Origin of the sequence: Streptomyces sp. NPDC001750 (assembly GCF_042892615.1) — a bacterium.
Taxonomy (GTDB): domain Bacteria; phylum Actinomycetota; class Actinomycetes; order Streptomycetales; family Streptomycetaceae; genus Streptomyces.
Genome location: NZ_JBIAUE010000005.1, coordinates 327,719 through 347,058, shown reverse-complemented (window position 1 = coordinate 347,058; position 19,340 = coordinate 327,719). Strand labels below are relative to the sequence as shown.

Sequence of the window (19,340 nt, the reverse complement as noted above, 5' to 3'; positions counted from 1 at the left end):
CGGGGGAAGCTAAAAGGTCTGGACCAAGTCGTCAATAGGTACAGACCATTTGGGGGCGCGCGCCGGACACCGCACGGGGGCGACGGCAGCGGACGACAGACGGCGGTCCGACGGCCGACCGAGCCCGTGCGCGGCCCGCGCTTCAGCAGCTGCCGGCACCAAATACAGGACTGGTGTGCGAATTCGGCTCGGCAGTCGCTATGATCACGCATGGCAAGGCTGTAGCGCAGAGGTCGTCGCGCCCTAGCATCGAGCTGGAGGACGTCGGTTCGAATCCGACCGGCCTTGCCACCTTTTCGTGGAGCGGAGTCGATGGCGTCGGTTCGTCCCGAGCGGGCGGAGACCCCGGTCGTCCCCTCCGGACCGGGTGCCGACGGGGACCTGGGAGTAGTGATGTTGCAGCCGATGCCCGTGCGCTGTCCCGCGATCGAGCACCCGGACATTCCGCTCGCCGACCCGGCACTGCTGGATCCGTTGCTGGAGCGGCTGGGCTCGGCGCGTCCGGTCGAGGCGGACGAGACTTTCGCGCTCGGTTCCTTGCGGGCGGACGGACGGGTCGATCTGTGCAAGCAGGGGCTCGGTGTGGCGGGTGCGGCCCGGGTGATGCCCGCCACCGCGCGGTCCCCGCACGCCGCGCACGTGCTGCTCGGCACCAACTCGCTGGGCGACGAGGGGGCGCGGGCCGTCGCCGACGCGCTCGCGGCCGACGGGCACGGACTGCGCACCGTCTACCTCGGCTGCAACCGGATCGGAGCCGACGGGGCCTCGGCGCTCGCCGACGCGCTCGCCGGGGACGACACCGTGCGGGCGCTGTGGCTGAAGCGCAACCCCGTGGGCGACGCCGGTGTCCGGGCGCTCGCGGCGATGCTGCGCGGCAACACCACGCTGCGCACCCTGGACCTGGTCAACACCGGGCTCTCCACGGAGGGCCTCGCCGCGCTCCTCTCCGTACTCACCGAACGGTCCCGGCCGGTCGAGCGGTTGTTCCTCGGCGGCAATGGGCTCGGCCCCGACGCCGCGCCGCTGCTCGCCGCCCTGATCCGGGACGCGGGGGTGCGGGAGCTGTACCTGCCGTCCAACCACCTCGGTGACACCGGTACCGCCGTGCTCGCCGCCGCCGCCGACCCCGCCCGGCCCGTCCGGCTCGGCCTCGGCGGCAACGGGATCGGGCCCGACGGGGCGCGCGCCCTGGCCGAAGCGCTCGACGGGATCGAGGCGCTCGATCTGGGCCGTCCGCTGTCCGAACGGACCCTGGGGGCCAGCTCCAACCTCACCGGTGACGCCGGCGCCGACGCGCTGGCAGGGGCGCTGCACGGCAGTCCGCTGCGACGGCTGGAGCTGCGCCACACCGGGCTCACCGGACGGGGCGCGAAGACCCTGCTGGCCGCCGTCGACTCCCGGTCCTCCCTGGAGTACGTGGGGCTGGGCCCCGGTCTGCCCCGCCGGGTGAAGCGTTCCTTCGCGGCGCGACTGCGCCCGGAGCGCGGCGCCCACGCGGACCTGCTCGCGGTCAGGAGCGTCTACCGGTGAGCCCGAAGGCGGAGCAGGACGCGGGGACGAATTTCTTCGATCCGGAGGAGACGGCGAGCCTGCGGCAGGTGCGCCGGTACGCGGTGCCCCGCTGGATGATCGAGGCGTCCGCCGAGCGGCGCGCTGCCGGTGACTGGCGGGGGGCCTGCGCGGCGGCCCTGTTCGACGTGGCTTTCGACCTGTCGGAGGTCGCCTCGACGCACGGTCCCGACGTGGCCGCGGCGCTCGGAGAGGATCTGCGCCATCTGGTGCCGGATCTGGTGCGCTGGCATCTGCCGCGCGTGCTGGGCGGGCGCTCCACGTTCGCCGCCGACCTGACCGTGGTCCTGGCGGGCTACGGCGCCGTGGAGGGCGCGCTCGAATCGGACGTCCCGTACCTGTACCTGCGTACTCCCCCGATGGTCGAGGGTCCGCAGCGGATCTCGCTGAGGTTCGGATCGGTGCGGCTCGACGGCTCCTCGCACGCCTTCCACCCGGGGGCCATGGACTGGCGTGCCTGCCGGTATCTGTGGGACGCGCGGCACACCGGTGAACTGCGCGCGCGTGTCGGCGGTGTGGACCGATTGCCGTTCCTCCGCGCCGACGGCACACCGCTCGGGGCGGACGAACTGCCCGGCACGGACCCCGGTACGGCCGACCCGGTGGCCCACGCCGAATGGGTGACGTTGCTCCACCAACGGGGGCGGGTCACCGACTCCCTCGCGGCGGCCGGGATCGAGCTGGACACGACCGAGCCGGACACGCCGTCGTGGCACCGGGCGGAGCCGGAATCGGTCCTGGGACGGCTGGCCCTGGACGTCGCCCGTCTGGAGACGGAGGCCCGACGGTTCGCCGATCTGTACGGGACGGACCGCCTCCAGATCAGCGGCGACTGGTACGCCCGCATCCTGCTGGAGCTCGCGGGGGACCACGGCGACGGACGACTGCGGATCAGGCTCGTCGGACGGGACGCGGCCGCCGACGTGCCCTTCCTCCCTCCGGCGTACTGGCGGCGGCTGCCTGATCTCGACCTGTTGCGGACCGGTGCGCTGACCCCCGCTCAGCTGCACCCGCTGGTCACGAAGGCCCTGTTCCCCGGTACGGAGCCGGCCGGTCCACCGGGGCCGACGCCACCCGCGCCGGTACGCGTGCGGTGCCGCGGGGAATGGCACCAGGTCGCCTTCCGGGACGGAAGGCTCGCCACCCCGCACAGCGTGCAGGAGCAGCAGCGCGAGAACGCGCTGCGTGCCTTCGGCGGCGCGGTCACCGGATGCTTCGCGGTGGAGCACTCCTGCACCACCGGCACCGGCCGGCTCCCCAAGGCCCTGCGGGCCCAGCGGCGGGACCTCTTCCTGCGCGCCCAGCACGGCGACACCCCGGGGGTGCTGGAGCTGCTGGACGCGGGCGTGGATCCCCGGGTGCGGGACGCCGGGCGGCGCAGCCTGCTCCATGTGCTGCACCTCCTGGACCACGAGCCGCTCCTGCCCCGGCTGCTGGACGCCGGTCTCGATCTGGAGGCGCCGGACCACCGGGAGCGCACCCCGCTCTGCGTGGCGGTTGCCGACCGGGGCTCGGCGGAGCTGGTGCGGGCGCTGGTCGAGGCCGGGGCACGGATCGACGTCACCGACCAGATGGAGCTCTCGCTGGCCCAGCTGATCCGCATGTACCGCCGGACGGACCTTCAGTTCCTCCGGGAACGGGTGGAGAAGGAGCACCCAGGCATCGGTGCCGAGTGGTGGGACGAGTGGCAGGAGGAGCGGGAGGAATACGAGAGCGAGGACGAGGACGAGTGAGCACCGTCGCCCATGACACCGCGGGGCAGCCGCCCGCGACGCCCTCCCCCGCCGCCCCGGCGGGGCGTCCACCCGTGACACCGTCACCGGCCGCCGCGCCGGGGCCGCTGGACGCCGCCGACGAGCTCAACCGCCGGCTCCGCTCGTCCCGTACGGAAGCCGCCACCAACCCTCAACTCGAAGCCCTGGCACTTGCCGTGACGGCCAATCAGCCCGTCCTGCTGTGGGGCGAGCCGGGGATCGGCAAGTCGGCCGGCATGGAACAGCTCGCCGCCGGGCTCGGTCTCGGACTGGAGACGGTCATCGCCAGCGTGCACGAGCCGTCCGACTTCGCCGGGCTGCCCGTCGTCGGCGACGACCCGGCCGTGACCGGGGTGCCGATGGCCCCGCCGGACTGGGCGGTGCGGCTGGCGCGCGCGGGCCGGGGGCTGCTGTTCTTCGACGAGTTGTCGTCCGCTCCCCCCGCGGTGCAGGCGGCGTTGCTGCGTGTCGTGCTGGAACGGCGGGTGGGCAGCCTGACGTTGCCCGAGTCGGTGCGTATCGTGGCCGCGGCGAACCCGCCGTCGAGTGCGGCGGACGGGTGGCACCTCAGCCCGCCGCTCGCCAATCGCTTCGTGCATCTGCACTGGACGCACGACCCGCGCACGGTGGCGCGCGGCATGGCCGGTACCTGGCCCGAGGTGACGGTCCCGGTCGTCGACGCCGTCCGCGTCCCGGGTTCGGCGGCACGGGCCCGCGGCGCGGTCTCCGGCTTCCTCACCGCGCGCCCCGGTCTCGTCCACCACATCCCCGCCGACGCGGAGAGCCGGGGCCGGGCCTGGCCGTCGCCGCGCACCTGGGACATGGCGCTGCGGCTGCTCGCCACCGGGTACGCGACGGGCGTCGGGCGGGAGGCGCTCGCCGCCGCGCTGGCAGGGGCGGTGGGCGACGGCGCGGGCATCGAGCTGCTGTCGTACCTGGAGAACCTCGATCTGCCCGACCCGGACCGGGTGCTGGCCAACCCCGACGCGTTCGCCCTGCCGGAGCGCGGCGACCGCCAACTGGCGTTCCTCATCGCGATCGTGGCGGCCGTCCAGGGCGATCTCACCCAAAAGCGCTGGGAGGCGGGCTGGGCGGTGCTGGCGAAGGCCGTGGACGCGGGCGTGCCCGACGTGGCGGCGCGGGCGGCGGTGGACCTGGCGTCGATGCGGGACACCGACTGGCCGGTGCCCGAGGGCATCGACGCGTTCGTGGAACTGCTCCAGCTGTCCGGCGCGCTGCCCCAGAGCGGCTGAGGCGGGTACGGCGGTGGCGAAGCCGGAAGCCGCCCCGGGGCGGGCCCAGTTGGACATGACCAAGCTGCTCGCCGCCCGCTACCGGGCGGCGACCGACCGGCCGTATCTGGCCTCGGCGCTGTACGCGCTGTCGGTGGTGCCGAGCACCGGGGTGCCGACGATGGGCGTGGACCGGCACTGGCGGTGCTACGTGTCCCCCGCCTTCGTGGCGGCGACGCCGGTGACGGAGCTGGCCGGGGTGTGGCTGCACGAGGTGGCGCATCTGCTGCGCGACCACCACGGACGCGCGGAACGGCTGTCCGCCGCCGACCAGCGCGACCACCACCGCCTCAACGTGGCGCAGGACTGCGAGATCAACGACGACCTGATCGCGGACGGGCTGCCGCTGCCGGCGGGCCGGTTGGAACCCCGTCTCTTCGGCCTGCCGACCGGGCGGATCTTCGAGGAGTACCTGCCGTCGATTCCGCCGGGGCCGCCCGCCCACGACTGCGGTTCGGGCGCGCACGGGCAGCCCACGCCCTGGGAACTGCCCGGGAGCGAGGGGCCGACGAGCCTGGGCCCGGTGGAGGCGCAGGCGTTGCGGCGGCACACCGCGGAGGCCATGCGCGCCCATCGGCGCACCCGGGGCACGCTCCCGGCGGGCTGGGAGCGCTGGGCGGACGAGATCCTGGAGCCCAGCATCGACTGGCGGCAGGCGCTCGCGGGCGCCGTCCGCGAGGCCGCGGCCTGGGCGGCCGGGGCGATGGACTACACGTACCGGCGTCCCTCCCGGCGCAGTGCGGCGCTGCGCGGCGTGGTCCTGCCCAGCCTGCGCCGCCCACTGCCCCGGGTCGCCGTGGTCATCGACACCTCGGGGTCGATGGGGGACGACGAACTCGGCGCGGCGCTGGGCGAGGTCACCGGTGTGCTGCGGGAGGTGGGCGTCCGGGGCAACCGGGTCACGGTACTGGCCTGCGACGCGGACGTGCAGAGCGTGTCACGGGTGACCTCCGCCGAGCAGGTCACCCTGGGCGGGGGCGGCGGCACCGACATGCGAGTGGGCATCGCCGCCGCGCTCGCGGCCCGGGACCGGCCGAACATCGTCGTCGTCCTCACCGACGGCTTCACCCCCTGGCCGGACGAGGCACCCTCGTGCCGGCTCGTCGCGGCGCTCATCGGCGCGGAGGCCCCGCAGCCGCCGCAGTGGGTGGAGACGGTGCGCGTCCCCGGCTGACTCGCCGTCGTTCTCCCCGGTGGCGCCCGAAGACGGCCGCCACGTGTCCTGCGTGCCCGGCTCACTCGCCCAGCACGACGGTGCGCTGGGCGGAGAAGTCACCCCATTTCCCGTCCGGCAGCTTGGCGCGGATCTTGAGGGAGTAGCGGGTGCCGCGCGGGTCCGTGACGGTGAGCCGGTAGTGCGCCCGGCCGGCGGGCGGGGTCGAACCCCACACGATCGTGGTGGTCGGTCTACCGTCCATGAAGAGTTGGTACGCCGGGATCTCGCCGCCCGTCTCCGGCTGCTCCCAGTCCAGGTCGATGGCGTACTCCTTGCCCTGTGCCCGGATGGCGATCCGCAGGTCGGTGGGGGCTGTGCTGGCGGGCGCGCCCGGCGCGGACGCGGTGGCGAGGTCGACGGCCTCGCTGTCCGGCGAGGAGTTGTCGGCGGCGTCGCGGGCGCGCACGGTGAAGGTGTAGACGGTGCCGGGGCGCAGCCCGGTCACATGGGCCGTGGTCTCGGTGCCCGGCACGCTGTGGATCCGTGCGTCCTCCTGGTAGATGTCGTACGCGGTGACGCCGACGTCGTCCGTGGAGCGCTGCCAGGACAGGTCGACCGCCCGGCCGCCGTCCACGGTGCCGCGCACCTTCGACGGGCGGGTCGGGGGCCCGTGGTCGGCGGGGGTCGCGGCCGGGGTGGTGACGGTCGCGGCGGCGCTCGGCGCGGAGAGGTTCCCGGCGGCGTCGCGGGCGCGCACGGTGAACGTGTAGGAGGTCGAGGCGGTCAGGCCGTCGATGTCGGTCATGACCCTGGCCGCGGGAAGGGACTTCACCTTCTCGGGTCCGCCCTCCCCCGTCCTGCGGTAGACCTCGTAGCCGGTGACCGCCTTGTCGTCGGACGCCCGCTCCCACATGACGTGCACGGAGGTGGCGCTGCCGGCCTGGGCCGTCACATGGCTCGGCACCGTGGGCGCGCTGGTGTCCGCCTCCGGGGCGGAGCCGCAGGCGGTGAGCGCGGCGAGGAGCAGGGCGGCGGTGCAGGCCGGCGCGGCGGTGGTGTGGGGGCGTTGCACGGTCGTGCCTTCCGTCCGGCAGCAATGGTCCAGACCTGTATCGCACGGTGCGGGGGTCGCGGACAAGAGGGCGGATCGGAACGTTCCGCAATGTGCCGGTGTGTGCGTGTGGTCGTCCGCGTGATCCGTGGGCGCGGCGAGGGAAGTGACGTACGGTCGGCCGATGTTGTGCATACGAGGAATCGTGCTGCCGGAACGTGAGGAGCGGGTGTTCCGGATCGACGGAGGGGTGCTGCGCGAGGGCGCACCGCCGGGCGGACTCGCTCGGCGGGACACGGAGTTGGTCGTCGACGGCGGCTGGCTGCTGCCCGGACTCGTCGACGTGCACACCCATCCGGGGGCACGGTCGACGGACGAACCGTTCGACGAGGAACTGCTGCGCGAGCAGTTGGGTGAGCACCGGGACGCCGGGGTGTTGGCGGTGCGTACCCCGGGCACCGCGGCGCGGATGCCCGCGTGGGTGGACGAGGACCCGGAGCTGCCGCGTGTGACGTCGGCGGGGCGGTGGCTGGCCACTCCCGGCCGGTTCTTCCCCGGCTTCGGGCGCGATGTGACCGAGGACGACCTGGTGCGGGCCGCCGTGGAGGAGGCCACCGCCTCGTCCGGCTGGTGCAAGGTGATCGGCGACTGGGCGCAGGACGAACCGGCCGTGCCGCTGCCGCTGTTGACCTCGGTCGTGGAGGCGGTGCACGCGGTGGGCGGGAAGGTCGCCGTGCACTGCCAGACCACCGAGGGCTCGCGCAACGCCGTGCTGGCGGGCGCCGACAGCCTGGAGCACGGGATGCATCTGGACCCGGCGCTGCTCGACCGGATGGCCGCGCAGGGCACGGCGTTCGTCCCGACGCTGAGCGTCTTCGGGGCGCGGGCGGGCGAGATGCGGGCGCGGGAGCCGGGCGTGCGCCGCGATCTGTGGCTGGCGGGCTGGGACGTCATGCCCGGCACCGTGCGGGCGGCTCACGAGGCGGGCGTCACGGTCCTGGCGGGCACCGACTCCTTCCCGTGCGGAACGGTCGCGGGCGAGATGTCCTGGCTGGTACGGGCCGGGATGTCGGCCACGGCGGCGCTCGGGGCGGCGTCCTGGACCGCGCGGGCCTGGCTCGGGCTGCCGGGCCTCGTGGACGGTGCGCCCGCCGACGTCGTCGCGTACGCGGCCGATCCGACACGGGAACCGGCCGTTCTGGAGGACCCGAGCCGGATCGTGCTGCGGGGGCGCGTGGTGCGGTGAGCGCGCCGCCCCTGGGACCGGCACCGTGATCGTCCTGAGCCGGGCGGCCGTGGTGTCCCCGGCCGCCCGGCAAACCTCCGGTCGCCCGGCGCGAGGAGCGTACGCGCCGTAGGCCGCGTACGCCGGTGCGCACGTCATATGACCTGCGCTTTCATTCCTCCCCCGGAGATCGTCCGGGCCCGTGACCCGTCGATCGGCGGCTCCGTTGGGGCTGGCGAACGGCTCACGCGGAGTGGGCCGGAGAACGGAGGAGAGAACCGTATGACCAAGAGGATGACGCTGGCCGCGGCGGCCCTGACCGCCGGTCTGGGCCTGGCCTTCAGCCCCGCCGCCCAGGCCGTGCAGAGCCCGGTCGCCGCGCACGCGGCGAAGGCGCCGGCCGCGGTCTGCACCGTCAACGACAACGGGGTGAACTTCCGCGGCGGACCGGGCACGGACTATCCGGTCCTGGGCCAGGTGAACAAGGGCCAGAACCTCGAGAAGCGCGGCACGCAGGGCAACTGGGTCATGGGCGACCTGTGGGGCGGGCGCACCGGCGTCTGGATCCACAAGGCCTACCTCAACTGCTGAGGCCGCCGCGCCCCGGGACCCTCGGCCGCTGAGGTCCGAGCGTCCCTGCCCCGTCCCCGCCGGGCCCCGCACCGCGCTCACCACGCGGTGCGGGGCCTCGTGACGTTCCGGCGGCCTTCGTCGTACCGATGCACCGGCCACCGAATCCTCGTACCGCGGCGTGCGCGGCGCGCCGCCGTACGGACCGCGCTCGTGTCCGGGCACGGCAGTGCGCCCGGGGGCGGCTGGCCAGTGCGCGGACGCCGGGGCGGACGGGCTCGCCGGGGCCGAACCGTCCTCCCCGGCCTCCCGGCCGTCCGGGGTGCGTACCGGCCGAGGGCCGTCCCCCTCGGCCGTCCGGTACGGGGGTGTTCCGGGGCGTCAGGCCCCGGCGGCGATCCGCGCGAGGCGGCGGGCCTCGTCGCGGGTGGCACGTGCGACCGCGTCCTCGTCCGCGGTGATCAGGCGGCCGTCCTCGACGACCGGTCTGCCGTCGACGAGGGAGAGGGTGACCGGGGCGGCGGCGCCGAGGACGAGCGCGGTGACCGGGTCGGCGATGGAGGCGTGGGCGAGGGTGTCCATGTTCCAGAGCACCAGGTCGGCGAGCTTGCCGGGTTCCAGGGAGCCGATCTCGTCGGCGCGGCCCAGCACCCGGGCGCCGCCGTGCGTGGCCAGACGCAGGGCCTGACGGGCGTTCAGGGCCTTCTCCCGATGGGTCCCGAGGCGGTTGACGAGGAGGGCGTTGCGCAGTTCGGTGTGGAGTTCGCCGGACTCGTTGGAGGCGGTGCCGTCGACGCCGAGGCCGACCGGGACACCGGCCGCGAGCATGTCGGGGACGCGCGCGATGCCCGCGGCGAGCCGGGCGTTGGACGAGGGGCAGTGCGCGACGCCGGTGCCGGTGCGGGCGAAGGCGGCGATGTCGGAGTCGTTCATGTGGACGCAGTGCGCCATCCACACGTCGTCGCCGAGCCAGCCGGTCGACGCGAAGTAGTCGGTCGGTCCCATGCCGAAGAGTTCATGGCAGAACTTCTCCTCCTCCACGGTCTCCGAGCCGTGGGTGTGCAGGCGCACCCCCTTGCGGCGGGCCAGTTCGGCGCCCTCGCGGAGGAGTTCGGTGGAGATGGAGAACGGGGAGCAGGGGGCGACGGCGATCCGGGTCATCGCGTCGAACGAGGGGTCGTGGTGGGCGTCGACGGTCGCCTCGGTGGCGGCGAGCGCGCCGTCGAGGGTCTCCACGGCGAAGTCCGGGGGCAGTCCCCCGTCCGTCTCGCCCCGGTCCATGGAGCCCCGGGCGAGGGTGAACCGTACGCCCATGTCACGGGCGGCCCCGATGATGGCACCGGACAGGTCACCGGCGCCCCGCGGGTAGACGTAGTGGTGGTCCATGGCGGTGGTGACCCCGCCCCGGGCCATCATGGCGAGCGAGCCTCGCGCCGCCGCGCGGACCATCGGTTCGTCGATGCGCGCCCATGTCGGGTAGAGGGCGACGAGCCAGTCGAACAGGTTGTGGTCGGTGGCGAGGCCGCGGGTGATCCACTGGTAGAAGTGGTGGTGCGTGTTGACCAGGCCGGGGGTGACCAGGTGCCCGGTGCCGTCAATGCGGCGTACCACGTTCGCCAGGCCCCCGGGGGCCCGCCCGGCCCCGACGCTCTCGATGCGATTGCCCGCGACGACGACGTGCCCGGAGGCGTACTCGGTGTCGTCGGCGTCGACGGTCGCGATCGCGCAGTGCTCGACGACGATGCGTTCCACGTGCTCGGGGACTGCTGTTGCGGCCATGGCGCTTCCCTCTCTGTCCGGCGGTACGGGCGCGGCGGGACCCTGGGGTCTGTCTTCGAACCGGAGCCTGCCGTGCGACGGCGGTTCGGGAACAGGTCCTGGGCCGTGTCTTCGAAGTGCCGCCCGCCGTGCGGCGTCCGGCCGACCGACGGCACTTCGAAGACACGGTCCAGGAGGATTCGAGTGCCACGGCCGGGCGGCCGCGGGCTCCGGGATGGTGGACGATGAGCGCTGGGGTGATGACGCCCGGAGGGACCGGCGCGGCGCCGCGCCGGAGATCGGCTCAGAGATTGGTCATGTCGACCGGGATCCGCGGCTCGGTGCCGTCCCGCAGCACGGTGGCCTCGATGAGGCCGTACGGGCGGTCCGCCGCGAAGTAGACCTCGTTGTCGTTCTGGAGACCGAACGGTTCCAGGTCCACGAGGAAGTGGTGCTTGTTCGGCAGCGAGAAGCGGATCTCGTCGATCTCGCCACGGTGGTTGATGACGCGCGAACCCATTTGATAGAGGGTCTGCTGGAGGGAGAGGGAGTACGTCTCGGCGAACGCCTGGAGCATGTGCTTGCGGGTCTGCTCGTAGGACTTCTCCCAGTTGGGCATCCGCGTCCCGTCGTCCGTCCAGTTGAACCGCCACCGGGCGGAGACCTCGGTGGCGAGGATGCGGTCGTGCGCCTCCTCGAGCGTGGTGTACTCGTCCTTGACATAGCCCCAGAACTCGGAGTGCGTGGAGTTCATCACCACGAGGTCCTTGAGCCCCGAGATGATCTGCCACTTCTCGCCGTCGTAGGTGATCTGGGCCGTGCGCGTCTCCTGGCCCCGGCGGACGAAGGAGTGCTTGACCTCGTCGGCTCCGATGAACCGCGCGCTCGCGTCCGAGGTGGCGATGCGCTCCCAGGAGTACTCCTCGATCCGGATCCGGGCGACCTTGATCGGCTCCTGGGACGTCACGAAGTGGCGGGCGAGGTGGATGCCGAACTGCTCGGCGGATTCGATGCCGTGCTTCTTGGCGAACGCGTACACCGTGTTCTTGGTGGTGTCGGTCGGCAGGACGTGGGCGTTGGAGCCGGAGTAGTGGACGTCCTCCATGTCGCCGGAGAGGGCGACGGAGACGTTCAGGTCCTTGATGTGGTGGGTGTCGCCGTCCCGAGTGATCCTGACGACGCGGTTCTCCGCCTTGCCGTACTGGTTCTGGCCGAGGATCACAGGGCGGGTGCGGGGGGAATCGGTGGTCATGTCGGTGCTAGCTCCCTCGGTAGACGGAGTAGCCGAACGGGTTGAGCAGCAGCGGTACGTGATAGTGCTCGCCCGGGACGACGGCGAAGGTGATCGCCACCTCGGGGAAGAACACGCCGCTGTCCCTTGCGCGGGGGGCGTCCTGCTGTGCCTCGGCCGGCCTCTTGTCGGCGGTGTGCGACGCGAAGTACGCCTCGGTGCCGAAGTCGAGCCGTACGTGGGTGGTGCCCTCCGGCAGTGCCGGCAGGTCCTTGCAGCGGCCGTCCGCGTCGGTGGCGGAGCCGCCGAGCGCGGTCCACGCGGCGTCCCTCCCGCCACGGGCGGCGAGCCGGATGGCGACGGCCGCGGCGGGGCGGCCGACGCTGGTGTCCAGGATGTGGGTGGACACCGATGCGGTGGCGGAGGTGCTCAAGACCTTCACTCTCTTTCCGTGACGGCGTGTTACCTGTCTTCCGTTTTACGTGTCTTCCGTGACGAGGCGGGTGAGCCGGATGCGGTTGATCCTGCCGAGCTCGGTGCGCACGTGTTCGCGTTCCTCCTCCGGCGAGTTCCCGATCCGGGACTTCACGGCGTCGCGCATCTGTTCACCGGTGGCTCCGGTGGCGCAGATCAGGAAGACGTGTCCGAACCGTTCCTGGTAGGCCAGGTTCAGTTCGAGCATCTCGGCCCTGAGTTCCTCCGGGGCCCCGGCCATCCCCCGCTGTTCGCGGGAGGAGACCGGGTCGCCGGGCCTCGGGCGGCCGATCGGCGGGTGACCGGCCATCGCCTCGGCCAGGTCCCCCGCGGTCAGCGCGGCCGTGGCGGCGTCACTGGAGCGAAGAAGGACTTCGACGTCGGCGTAGGGGCGTCGGGAGAGGATCGCTCTCCCCCATGTCCTACTGGCGCACACCTCGTGCAGAGCGGCGGTGGCCTCGTCTTCCGCCAGGGTGTTGAACCGGGCCAGGCCCGGTGTGGAGCTCGAAGTCACGGGAGCCTCCGTGGCTGTTCTCGCGGTGCGACTCGTCGCTCCGCGTCGGTCGGGCTGCGCATAGCTAACGCCCTCCGCAACACAACGTCAACACTTTGTTGAAATTACGCGAATGCGTGGGGCCGACGTCCGAGGATCCGGACGACGGCCCCACCCACGCCCGACGGCTCCCGGCCGCCGAGGTCTCCCACTATCCCTCCCTGGAAGCGTTTTCCCGGTTCAGGTAGTTGTAGACGGTGAAGCGGCTGACGCCCAGCGCACTCGCGACCGTCTCCACACCATGGCGCACGGAGAACGCGCCGCGCACCTCCAGGCTGCGCACCACCGCCTGCTTGGCCCTGCGGTCCAGCTCCGACAGCGGCATCCCGTACCGGCGTTCCAGCGCGGCCAGGATGTGGTCGAGCGACTCCGACAGCTGGGGCAGCCGGACCGCGACGACGTCCTCGCCCTCCCAGGCCAGCACCACGTCGTCGGCCTGGGCCTGGTCGGGCCCGAGCAGTTCGGCGCCCATGGCGTCGACGAGCGGCTTGACCGCCGCGACGAGGGGGTGGTCCGCGCGGGTGGTCACTTGGCGTCCTCCCCGATGACGTTGACCTGGAGCGAAACCCGGGTCGCGCCCGAGGCGAGGACGCTGCGCAGCAGGGTGTCCACCGTGCCGAGCACCTGGTCGGCGCCGCCCTCCGCCGTGTTGCCGAAGGGGCCGACGTCCACGGCGTCCAGTTCGGCCGCCCGGATGACCTCGCGGGCCACGACCGCGTGGGCGGGCGCCTCGTCGAGATCGAAGGGCTCCGTGGTGAACTCCACTCTCAGGCGCACTGTGCCTCCACTCGCGTTCGCCGTGCCCGGGGGGACCGGCCGTCCGGCGCCCGACCCTAACGTGTCCCCGACGAGGACGTGTTTCGAAAGCAGCGCCGTCCGCCCGTCCGCCGCCGGCGCCGGTGGACTGCGGGGCGGCCGGGGAGAGGACGCCCGTGGCGGGGTCGAAGCCGCAGACGACGGTGGTGCCGTCGAGTTCGCAGGCCAGGTGGGCGAACCGCCCGCCCGGATGGAACGTGAGGTGACGCGGTCCGGACCCGGGGCGCGGCGCGGTCCGGACCCGGGGCGCGGCGCGGTCCGGACCCGGGGCCGCATGGGAACGCCGCGGCCGGTCAACGGCCCGGCGGAGGACCTGATCGGCCCCGGCGCCTGAGACCGCGGTGTCCGGACACCGCCCGGTACGCCTTCCCGAGGAACGCCCGGCGCACGCCCCGGGGCACCGGCCGGTGCGCCCGTCGCCCCGGGCGCCATACTGGGCGCATGCTCATCCGTACCGCCCGCCCCTCCGATCTGCCACTGCTCCAGGACATGGAACGGGCCGCAGGCGAACCGTTCCGCGCGCTCGGCATGGCCGCGATCGCGGACGACGATCCCCTGCCGCTCGACCTGCTGGAGGACTACCGGCGCGCGGGGCGCGCCTGGGTGGCGGTGGACGTCGCCGACCGCCCGGTCGGCTATCTGATCGCCGACGAGGTCGACGGCGCGGCCCACATCGAACAGGTCACCGTCCACCCGTCCGCCGCCCGGCGCCGGCTGGGCAGCGGGCTCATCGACCATCTCGCCCACTGGGCGGCGGGACGGGGCCTGGACGCGCTCACGCTGACGACGTTCCGTCACGTGCCGTGGAACGCCCCTTACTACGCACGGCTCGGCTTCCGCGTGCTGGACGATGCCGAACTCACCGACGGGCTGCGGAAGATCAGGGCGGCGGAGGCGGAACACGGTCTGGACCGGTGGCCGAGGGTCTGCATGCGGCGCGACGCACCGCACACCGGCACCCCTCGACCCGCCGGAGTCGAGCGGCAACGCTGAGTGCAATCGGTCACGTTCGGGCCATGGGCCACAAATGTTCGGGGGATTGTCGGTGGCGGGCCTTAAGGTGGGGTACATGGCATTAACTCCACGACACGTACCGTCCACCGACCCCTCGCGCCCGGCCCGTTCATCCCTTACGTCCGCCGCCGAGGCGAACCAGGCGATACGGGCGCTGGTCGACGCGCGGGCCGGGCAGGAGTGGTCCCCCGTGGAGTCCGCCGCCTACGAGGTGCTGCTGATCGAGTGGGCGGCCGCCACCCGGGGTTCGGCCGGCGACATCATCGAGGCCGCCTGACCGCCCCCGGTCGCGACCGGGACCGCTGCTCCTACGCGCCGTAGCCCTCGCGCAGTTCGATCTTCCGGACCTTCCCGCTGACCGTCATCGGGAAGGACTCCATGATCCGCAGGCCCCGCGGGATCTTGTAGTGCGCCAGCTGCTCGCGGCAGAACTCCGTCACCTCGTCCAGGGTCGGCGGGTCCGCCGGGTCCCTCGGGATGACGCAGGCGAGGACCTCCTCGCCGTAGGTGTCGTCCGGCACGCCCACCACCTGCACGTCCGCGATCTTCGGATGGCCGTAGAGAAACTCCTCGACCTCCCGCGGGTACACGTTCTCGCCGCCCCGGATGATCACGTCCTTGATCCGGCCGACGATCTCCACATAGCCGTCCTCGCGCATCACCGCGAGGTCCCCGGTGTGCATCCACCGGCCGGGGTCGATGACCTGGGCGGTGCGCTCGGGGTCCTGCCAGTAGCCGAGCATCACGCTGTAGCCGCGGGTGCACAGCTCGCCCGCCGTGCCGCGCTCCAGGGTCACCCCCGTCACCGGGTCGACGACCTTGACCTCCAGATGCGGCATGACCCGGCCGACCGTGCCAGTGCGCCGCTCCAGGTCGTCGTCCCGGCGGGTCTGGGTGGAGACCGGCGAGGTCTCCGTCATCCCGTAGCAGATGGACACCTCCTCCATGTGCATCTCGGCGACGACTCGCTTCATCACCTCGACCGGACACGGCGATCCGGCCATGATCCCGGTGCGCAGCGAGGACAGGTCGTACGAGGCGAAATCGGGGAGGTTCAGCTCCGCGATGAACATCGTGGGCACGCCGTAGAGCGAGGTGCAGCGTTCCTGCTCCACGGCGGCGAGCACCGCCGCGGGCTCGAAGGCGGGGGCCGGGATCACGATGCAGGCGCCGTGCGAGGTGGTGGCGAGATTACCCATCACCATGCCGAAGCAGTGGTAGAACGGGACCGGCAGGCAGACCCGGTCCTGTTCGGTGTAGGCGATCATCTCCCCCACGAAATACCCGTTGTTGAGGATGCTGTGGTGGGAGAGCGTGGCGCCCTTGGGGAATCCGGTGGTGCCGGAGGTGTACTGGATGTTGATCGGGTCGTCGCAGGACAGCCCGGCCTCGCGGGCGGCGAGCTGATCACTCGTCACCGATGCCGCCGAAGCCAGGAGTTCGTCCCACGAGGGATCGCCGATGTAGTGCACGGCGCGCAGATCGGGGCAGTCGGCGCGGACCCGGCCGACGAGGGCGCGGTAGTCGCTGGTGCGGTGCGCGAGCGAGGAGATCAGGAGGGATATCCCGGCCTGTTCCAGCACGTACTTCAGCTCGTGCGCCCGGTAGGCCGGGTTGATGTTGACCATGACGGCGCCGATCCGGGCCGTGGCGTACTGCGTGAGCACCCACTCCGGGCAGTTGACCGCCCAGATCCCGACCCGGTCGCCCTTGGCCACGCCCGCCCCCATCAGCGCGCGGGCCAGCTCGTCGACCTCCGCGCCGAACTCGGCGTACGTCCAGCGCCGCCCGGAGGCGACGTCGACCAGCGCCTCGCGGTCGCCGAACGCCTCGACGGCGCGGTCGAGACTGCGTCCGATGGTGTCGCCGAGCAGCGGCGTGGTGCCGGTGCCGTGCGCGTAGGACAGTTCGCTCATGCCAGGTCCCCCTCGACGTACTCGGTTGCGTTGACGTGCGCGCGGGACGGCCCGTTCATCGGAAGTCCCCCTCGGCGTACTCGGCGCCGGCGCCGGTTCCCCGGGCCGTGCGCTCGCGCAGTTCGATGCGGCGGATCTTGCCGGAGACGGTCTTGGGCAGATCGGCGAACTCCAGTCGGCGCACGCGCTTGTACGGGGCGAGGACCGAACGGGAGTGCTCGAAGAGGATCTTCGCGGTGTCCGGTCCGGGCTCCCAGCCCTCCGCGAGCACGATGTACGCCTTCGGCACGGCGAGGCGCATCGGGTCGGGGGCCGGCACGACCGCGGCCTCGGCGACCGCCTCGTGCTCCAGCAGCGCGCTCTCCAGCTCGAACGGCGAGATTTTGTAGTCGGACGCCTTGAAGACGTCGTCGGCCCGGCCGACGTAGGTGATGTAGCCGTCCAGGTCCCGGGAGCCGATGTCCCCGGTGCGGTAGTAGCCGCCCGCCATCGCCTGCGCGGTCCGCTCCGGGTCGCCGTGGTAGCCGGTCATCAGGCCCACCGGGCGGTCCGACAGGTCCAGCGAGATCTCGCCCTCGAGCGCGCCGGGCTCACCGGTCACCGGGTCGAGGAGCTCGACCCGGAATCCCGGGCTGGGCCGCCCCATCGACCCGGCCTTCAGCAGCTGGCCGGGGGTGTTGGCGACCTGCACGGAGGTCTCGGTCTGGCCGAAGCCGTCCCGGATGGTCACGCCCCAGACGCGCCGCACCGTCTCGATGACCTCCGGGTTCAGCGGCTCCCCGGCCGCCACGACCTCGCGCGGCGGGTTCTTCAGCTGGGCGAGGTCGGCCTGGATCAGCATCCGCCAGACGGTGGGCGGGGCGCAGAAGCTGGTGACCCCTGAGCGGTCCATCTCGGCCATCAGCCGTGCCGCGTCGAAGCGGGTGTAGTTGAAGATGAAGACGGTCGCCTCGGCGGTCCAGGGCGCGAAGAGGTTCGACCAGGCGTGCTTGGCCCAGCCGGGCGAGGAGATGTTGAGGTGGACGTCCCCCGGCTTGAGACCGATCCAGTACATCGTCGACAAGTGGCCCACGGGGTAGGACGCGTGGGTGTGCTCGACGAGCTTGGGGCTGGCGGTGGTGCCGGAGGTGAAGTAGAGCATCAGTGGCTCGTCGGCGTCCGTCTCCCGGTCCGCCCGGTACGTCTCCGGGTGACCGTCGGCCCCCGTGTACGGCAGCCAGCCCGGCACGTCCGCGCCCACGGCGATCCGGGTGTAGTCGCCGGGCACCTCGTCGAACTTGGGGGTGTCGGTGTCCCGCACCAGCACGTGCCGGACCCGGCCGCGCTCCACCCGGTCCCGCAGGTCGGCCGGGCCGAGGAGCGGGGTGGCGGGAATGACGACGGCGCGCAGCTTCATCGCGGCGAGGGCCGTCTCCCACAGTTCGACCTGGTTGCCGAGCATGACGAGGATCCGGTCCCCGGCCCGGACGCCCTGGGCGCGCAGCCAGTTCGCGACCCGGTTGGAGCGCGCGGACATCCGCGCGAAGGACACCTCGGTGCGGTCGCCGTCCTCCTCCACGATGTGCAGGGCGGTCCGGTCGTTGTTCTCCGCGATCACATCGAACCAGTCGAGCGCCCAGTTGAAGTGATCGGTCCTGGGCCAGCGGAAACCCTCGTAGGCCGCCTGGTAGTCCTCGCGGTGACGCAGCAGAAAGTCCCGGGCGGCCCGGAACGTCTCCGTCGCGCTGGTTGCCGACATGTGCCCTCCTCATTGCGGACCGGACCGGTCGCTTAACATCATGTAAACAGTGACCCAGATCTCACCACCCCCGAACGGGGGTGCGCCGAGCGGGCCACCTGGGCCGTGTCTTCGAACCGGCGGTGTCCGGCCGTCGGCCGGGCAGAGAGGCGTCAGCGTGCCGGAACCCGACAATGCCGTCGACATGGGGGCGGCCCTGCTGCGGCTGCGCCGGACCAGTGGGCTGCCCATCGCCTTCGGCGGGCTGCTCTCGGACGCCCGCCATGCCCGGATCGCGGAGCTGAACGGGGCGCAGACCGGCGCCCTGCGCGGGCTCGTCATCTCGGCGGGCAGCGGCCTGGGCGGGAAGTCGATCGCCCTGTCCCGGCCGTGCGCGGTCACCGACTACCGCGCCTCCCGCCACATCAGCCACGAGTACGACATGGCGGTCGCGGCGGAGGGGCTGCACTCCGTGGTCGCGGTGCCCGTCGTCGTACGGCGCAAGGTACGCGGTCTGCTGTACGGGGCGCTGCGCGAGCCGGTCACGCTCGGGGACCGCACGTTCGACGCGGCGGTGGCCGCGGCCCGCGACGTGGAGCAGGCCCTGGTCGTCCGGGACGAGGTGCAGCGGCTCCTGGCCGTCACGCGGGAGCAGCTCACCGACGCCGGGTCCGCGCCCCCGGGGGCGTGGGAGGACGTCCGCGAGGCCCATCGCGAGCTGCGCATCCTGGTCCCGAAGGTCGTCGACCCCGCGCTGCGCGAGCAGTTGCTCGCGGTGTGCGGGCGGCTCGCCTCGGCGGCCGGGTCCGGATCGGGGCCGGGGGCGGGCGCCGGGAATCCGCGGCGGTGCGAGGTGCGGCTGGCGCCGCGCGAACTGGACGTACTGGCCTGCGTGGCAGCGGGCACGACGAACGCGGTGGCGGCGGAGCGGCTGGGGCTGCGCCCGGAGACGGTGAAGGGGTATCTGCGTTCGGCGATGCGCAAGCTGGGGGCGCACACGCGTCTGGAGGCTGTGGTGGCGGCGCGGCGCGCGGGGCTGCTGCCGTGAGGTCCGCCCGGTCCGCGTGACCGGGGCGGCACCTCGTCCGGGCGGGCGGAGGACGGGCCCCGCCGGGGCAGGATGAGCGGTACGCCGCCGGAACCGGACGCGGGAGACACGCCCGGGGCCGGGGTCTGCCCCGCTCCGTGCGGCCCGCCATCCCGGAGGGGCGCGGGACCGGGGATCGCGGGTCGGCCGCCCGCAT

At 72.9% G+C, this 19,340-nt stretch carries 18 protein-coding genes, 1 tRNA gene and 1 pseudogene; 10 read left to right on the top strand and 10 right to left on the bottom strand.

All coding sequences use genetic code 11. The features are described 5' to 3' along the window. Positions 1-215 precede the first annotated feature (215 nt). From ACFYY6_RS11775 to ACFYY6_RS11755, 5 genes are all read left to right on the top strand, one after another. Positions 216-291 (top strand) — tRNA-Arg (locus ACFYY6_RS11775). Between the two features lie 102 nt (positions 292-393). Further along, a complete protein-coding gene (locus tag ACFYY6_RS11770; protein WP_351628880.1) occupies positions 394-1,530 on the top strand; it encodes a gala protein in 1,137 nt (378 codons plus the stop codon). Further along, entirely contained in the window at positions 1,527-3,302 is a 1,776-nt protein-coding gene (locus tag ACFYY6_RS11765) for an ankyrin repeat domain-containing protein (protein ID WP_351628799.1), read from the top strand. Before ACFYY6_RS11770 ends, ACFYY6_RS11765 begins: the two co-directional genes overlap by 4 nt. Positions 3,303-3,376: 74 nt before the next feature. Then, on the top strand, positions 3,377-4,576 hold the full coding sequence (locus tag ACFYY6_RS11760; protein WP_389192903.1) for a sigma 54-interacting transcriptional regulator: 1,200 nt from the start codon (positions 3,377-3,379) through the stop codon (positions 4,574-4,576). A 55-nt stretch (positions 4,577-4,631) separates the two neighbouring features. Then, positions 4,632-5,789 carry a VWA-like domain-containing protein gene (locus ACFYY6_RS11755; protein ID WP_389192901.1) on the top strand — a complete coding sequence of 386 codons (1,158 nt, stop codon included), beginning with the start codon at positions 4,632-4,634 and terminating at the stop codon, positions 5,787-5,789. Positions 5,790-5,850: 61 nt separating this feature from the next. On the opposite strand, the gene ACFYY6_RS11750 is transcribed toward ACFYY6_RS11755, so the two are convergent. Next, a complete protein-coding gene (locus ACFYY6_RS11750) occupies positions 5,851-6,843 on the bottom strand; it encodes a fibronectin type III domain-containing protein (protein ID WP_389192841.1) in 993 nt (330 codons plus the stop codon). 163 nt (positions 6,844-7,006) lie between these two features. On the opposite strand from ACFYY6_RS11750, the gene ACFYY6_RS11745 reads away from it, so the two are divergent. Together ACFYY6_RS11745 and ACFYY6_RS11740 are read left to right on the top strand one after the other, a co-directional pair. Then, complete coding sequence (locus ACFYY6_RS11745) at positions 7,007-8,068, top strand: amidohydrolase family protein (protein WP_388652157.1); 1,062 nt, start codon at positions 7,007-7,009, stop codon at positions 8,066-8,068. 261 nt (positions 8,069-8,329) lie between these two features. After that, positions 8,330-8,638 carry an SH3 domain-containing protein gene (locus ACFYY6_RS11740; protein WP_351518572.1) on the top strand — a complete coding sequence of 103 codons (309 nt, stop codon included), beginning with the start codon at positions 8,330-8,332 and terminating at the stop codon, positions 8,636-8,638. 360 nt (positions 8,639-8,998) lie between these two features. Here ACFYY6_RS11740 and ACFYY6_RS11735 read toward each other — a convergent pair whose 3' ends face one another. The 7 genes and pseudogenes from ACFYY6_RS11735 to ACFYY6_RS11705 form a co-directional block, all read right to left on the bottom strand. Beyond that, a complete protein-coding gene (locus ACFYY6_RS11735) occupies positions 8,999-10,396 on the bottom strand; it encodes an 8-oxoguanine deaminase (protein ID WP_351628789.1) in 1,398 nt (465 codons plus the stop codon). Positions 10,397-10,679: 283 nt separating this feature from the next. Continuing rightward, complete coding sequence (pucL, locus tag ACFYY6_RS11730) at positions 10,680-11,627, bottom strand: factor-independent urate hydroxylase (protein WP_351518568.1); 948 nt, start codon at positions 11,625-11,627, stop codon at positions 10,680-10,682. A gap of 7 nt (positions 11,628-11,634) precedes the next feature. Then, positions 11,635-12,039 carry a hydroxyisourate hydrolase gene (gene uraH / locus ACFYY6_RS11725; RefSeq protein ID WP_351628787.1) on the bottom strand — a complete coding sequence of 135 codons (405 nt, stop codon included), beginning with the start codon at positions 12,037-12,039 and terminating at the stop codon, positions 11,635-11,637. 45 nt (positions 12,040-12,084) lie between these two features. Beyond that, on the bottom strand, positions 12,085-12,594 hold the full coding sequence (uraD, locus tag ACFYY6_RS11720; RefSeq protein ID WP_386609216.1) for a 2-oxo-4-hydroxy-4-carboxy-5-ureidoimidazoline decarboxylase: 510 nt from the start codon (positions 12,592-12,594) through the stop codon (positions 12,085-12,087). Between the two features lie 190 nt (positions 12,595-12,784). After that, complete coding sequence (locus ACFYY6_RS11715) at positions 12,785-13,162, bottom strand: helix-turn-helix domain-containing protein (protein ID WP_351518562.1); 378 nt, start codon at positions 13,160-13,162, stop codon at positions 12,785-12,787. Further along, entirely contained in the window at positions 13,159-13,398 is a 240-nt protein-coding gene (locus ACFYY6_RS11710; protein ID WP_351518630.1) for a hypothetical protein, read from the bottom strand. The genes ACFYY6_RS11715 and ACFYY6_RS11710 overlap by 4 nt, the downstream gene beginning before the upstream one ends. A gap of 97 nt (positions 13,399-13,495) precedes the next feature. Beyond that, positions 13,496-13,681 (bottom strand): annotated as a pseudogene (locus ACFYY6_RS11705) (beta-propeller fold lactonase family protein); the annotation flags it as partial. A gap of 209 nt (positions 13,682-13,890) precedes the next feature. Between ACFYY6_RS11705 and ACFYY6_RS11700 the strand changes: the two are divergent. Continuing rightward, entirely contained in the window at positions 13,891-14,442 is a 552-nt protein-coding gene (locus tag ACFYY6_RS11700; RefSeq protein WP_389192836.1) for a GNAT family N-acetyltransferase, read from the top strand. Positions 14,443-14,518: 76 nt separating this feature from the next. Then, positions 14,519-14,740 carry a hypothetical protein gene (locus ACFYY6_RS11695; RefSeq protein WP_351628780.1) on the top strand — a complete coding sequence of 74 codons (222 nt, stop codon included), beginning with the start codon at positions 14,519-14,521 and terminating at the stop codon, positions 14,738-14,740. Positions 14,741-14,771: 31 nt separating this feature from the next. Here ACFYY6_RS11695 and ACFYY6_RS11690 read toward each other — a convergent pair whose 3' ends face one another. Together ACFYY6_RS11690 and ACFYY6_RS11685 are read right to left on the bottom strand one after the other, a co-directional pair. Further along, positions 14,772-16,379 (bottom strand): AMP-binding protein, encoded by a 1,608-nt coding sequence (locus ACFYY6_RS11690; RefSeq protein WP_351628777.1) that lies wholly within the window; start codon positions 16,377-16,379, stop codon positions 14,772-14,774. 55 nt (positions 16,380-16,434) lie between these two features. After that, positions 16,435-18,117 carry an AMP-binding protein gene (locus ACFYY6_RS11685; protein WP_351628774.1) on the bottom strand — a complete coding sequence of 561 codons (1,683 nt, stop codon included), beginning with the start codon at positions 18,115-18,117 and terminating at the stop codon, positions 16,435-16,437. Between the two features lie 157 nt (positions 18,118-18,274). Here ACFYY6_RS11685 and ACFYY6_RS11680 point away from each other — a divergent pair, with 157 nt between their 5' ends. After that, a complete protein-coding gene (locus ACFYY6_RS11680; protein ID WP_351518552.1) occupies positions 18,275-19,144 on the top strand; it encodes a helix-turn-helix transcriptional regulator in 870 nt (289 codons plus the stop codon). The last annotated feature ends 196 nt before the right edge of the window (positions 19,145-19,340 follow it).

Excerpts from the sequence above, each read along its gene's own strand:
- ACFYY6_RS11735 (WP_351628789.1), bottom strand. The coding sequence starts at position 10,396 with ATGGCCGCAACAGCAGTCCCCGAGCACGTGGAACGCATCGTCGTCGAG.
- pucL (WP_351518568.1), bottom strand. The coding sequence starts at position 11,627 with ATGACCACCGATTCCCCCCGCACCCGCCCTGTGATCCTCGGCCAGAAC.
- ACFYY6_RS11690 (WP_351628777.1), bottom strand. The coding sequence starts at position 16,379 with ATGAGCGAACTGTCCTACGCGCACGGCACCGGCACCACGCCGCTGCTC.
- ACFYY6_RS11770 (WP_351628880.1), top strand. The coding sequence starts at position 394 with ATGTTGCAGCCGATGCCCGTGCGCTGTCCCGCGATCGAGCACCCGGAC.
- ACFYY6_RS11685 (WP_351628774.1), bottom strand. The coding sequence starts at position 18,117 with ATGTCGGCAACCAGCGCGACGGAGACGTTCCGGGCCGCCCGGGACTTT.
- ACFYY6_RS11755 (WP_389192901.1), top strand. The coding sequence starts at position 4,632 with ATGACCAAGCTGCTCGCCGCCCGCTACCGGGCGGCGACCGACCGGCCG.
- ACFYY6_RS11745 (WP_388652157.1), top strand. The coding sequence starts at position 7,007 with ATGTTGTGCATACGAGGAATCGTGCTGCCGGAACGTGAGGAGCGGGTG.
- ACFYY6_RS11740 (WP_351518572.1), top strand. The coding sequence starts at position 8,330 with ATGACCAAGAGGATGACGCTGGCCGCGGCGGCCCTGACCGCCGGTCTG.
- ACFYY6_RS11695 (WP_351628780.1), top strand. The coding sequence starts at position 14,519 with ATGGCATTAACTCCACGACACGTACCGTCCACCGACCCCTCGCGCCCG.
- ACFYY6_RS11700 (WP_389192836.1), top strand. The coding sequence starts at position 13,891 with ATGCTCATCCGTACCGCCCGCCCCTCCGATCTGCCACTGCTCCAGGAC.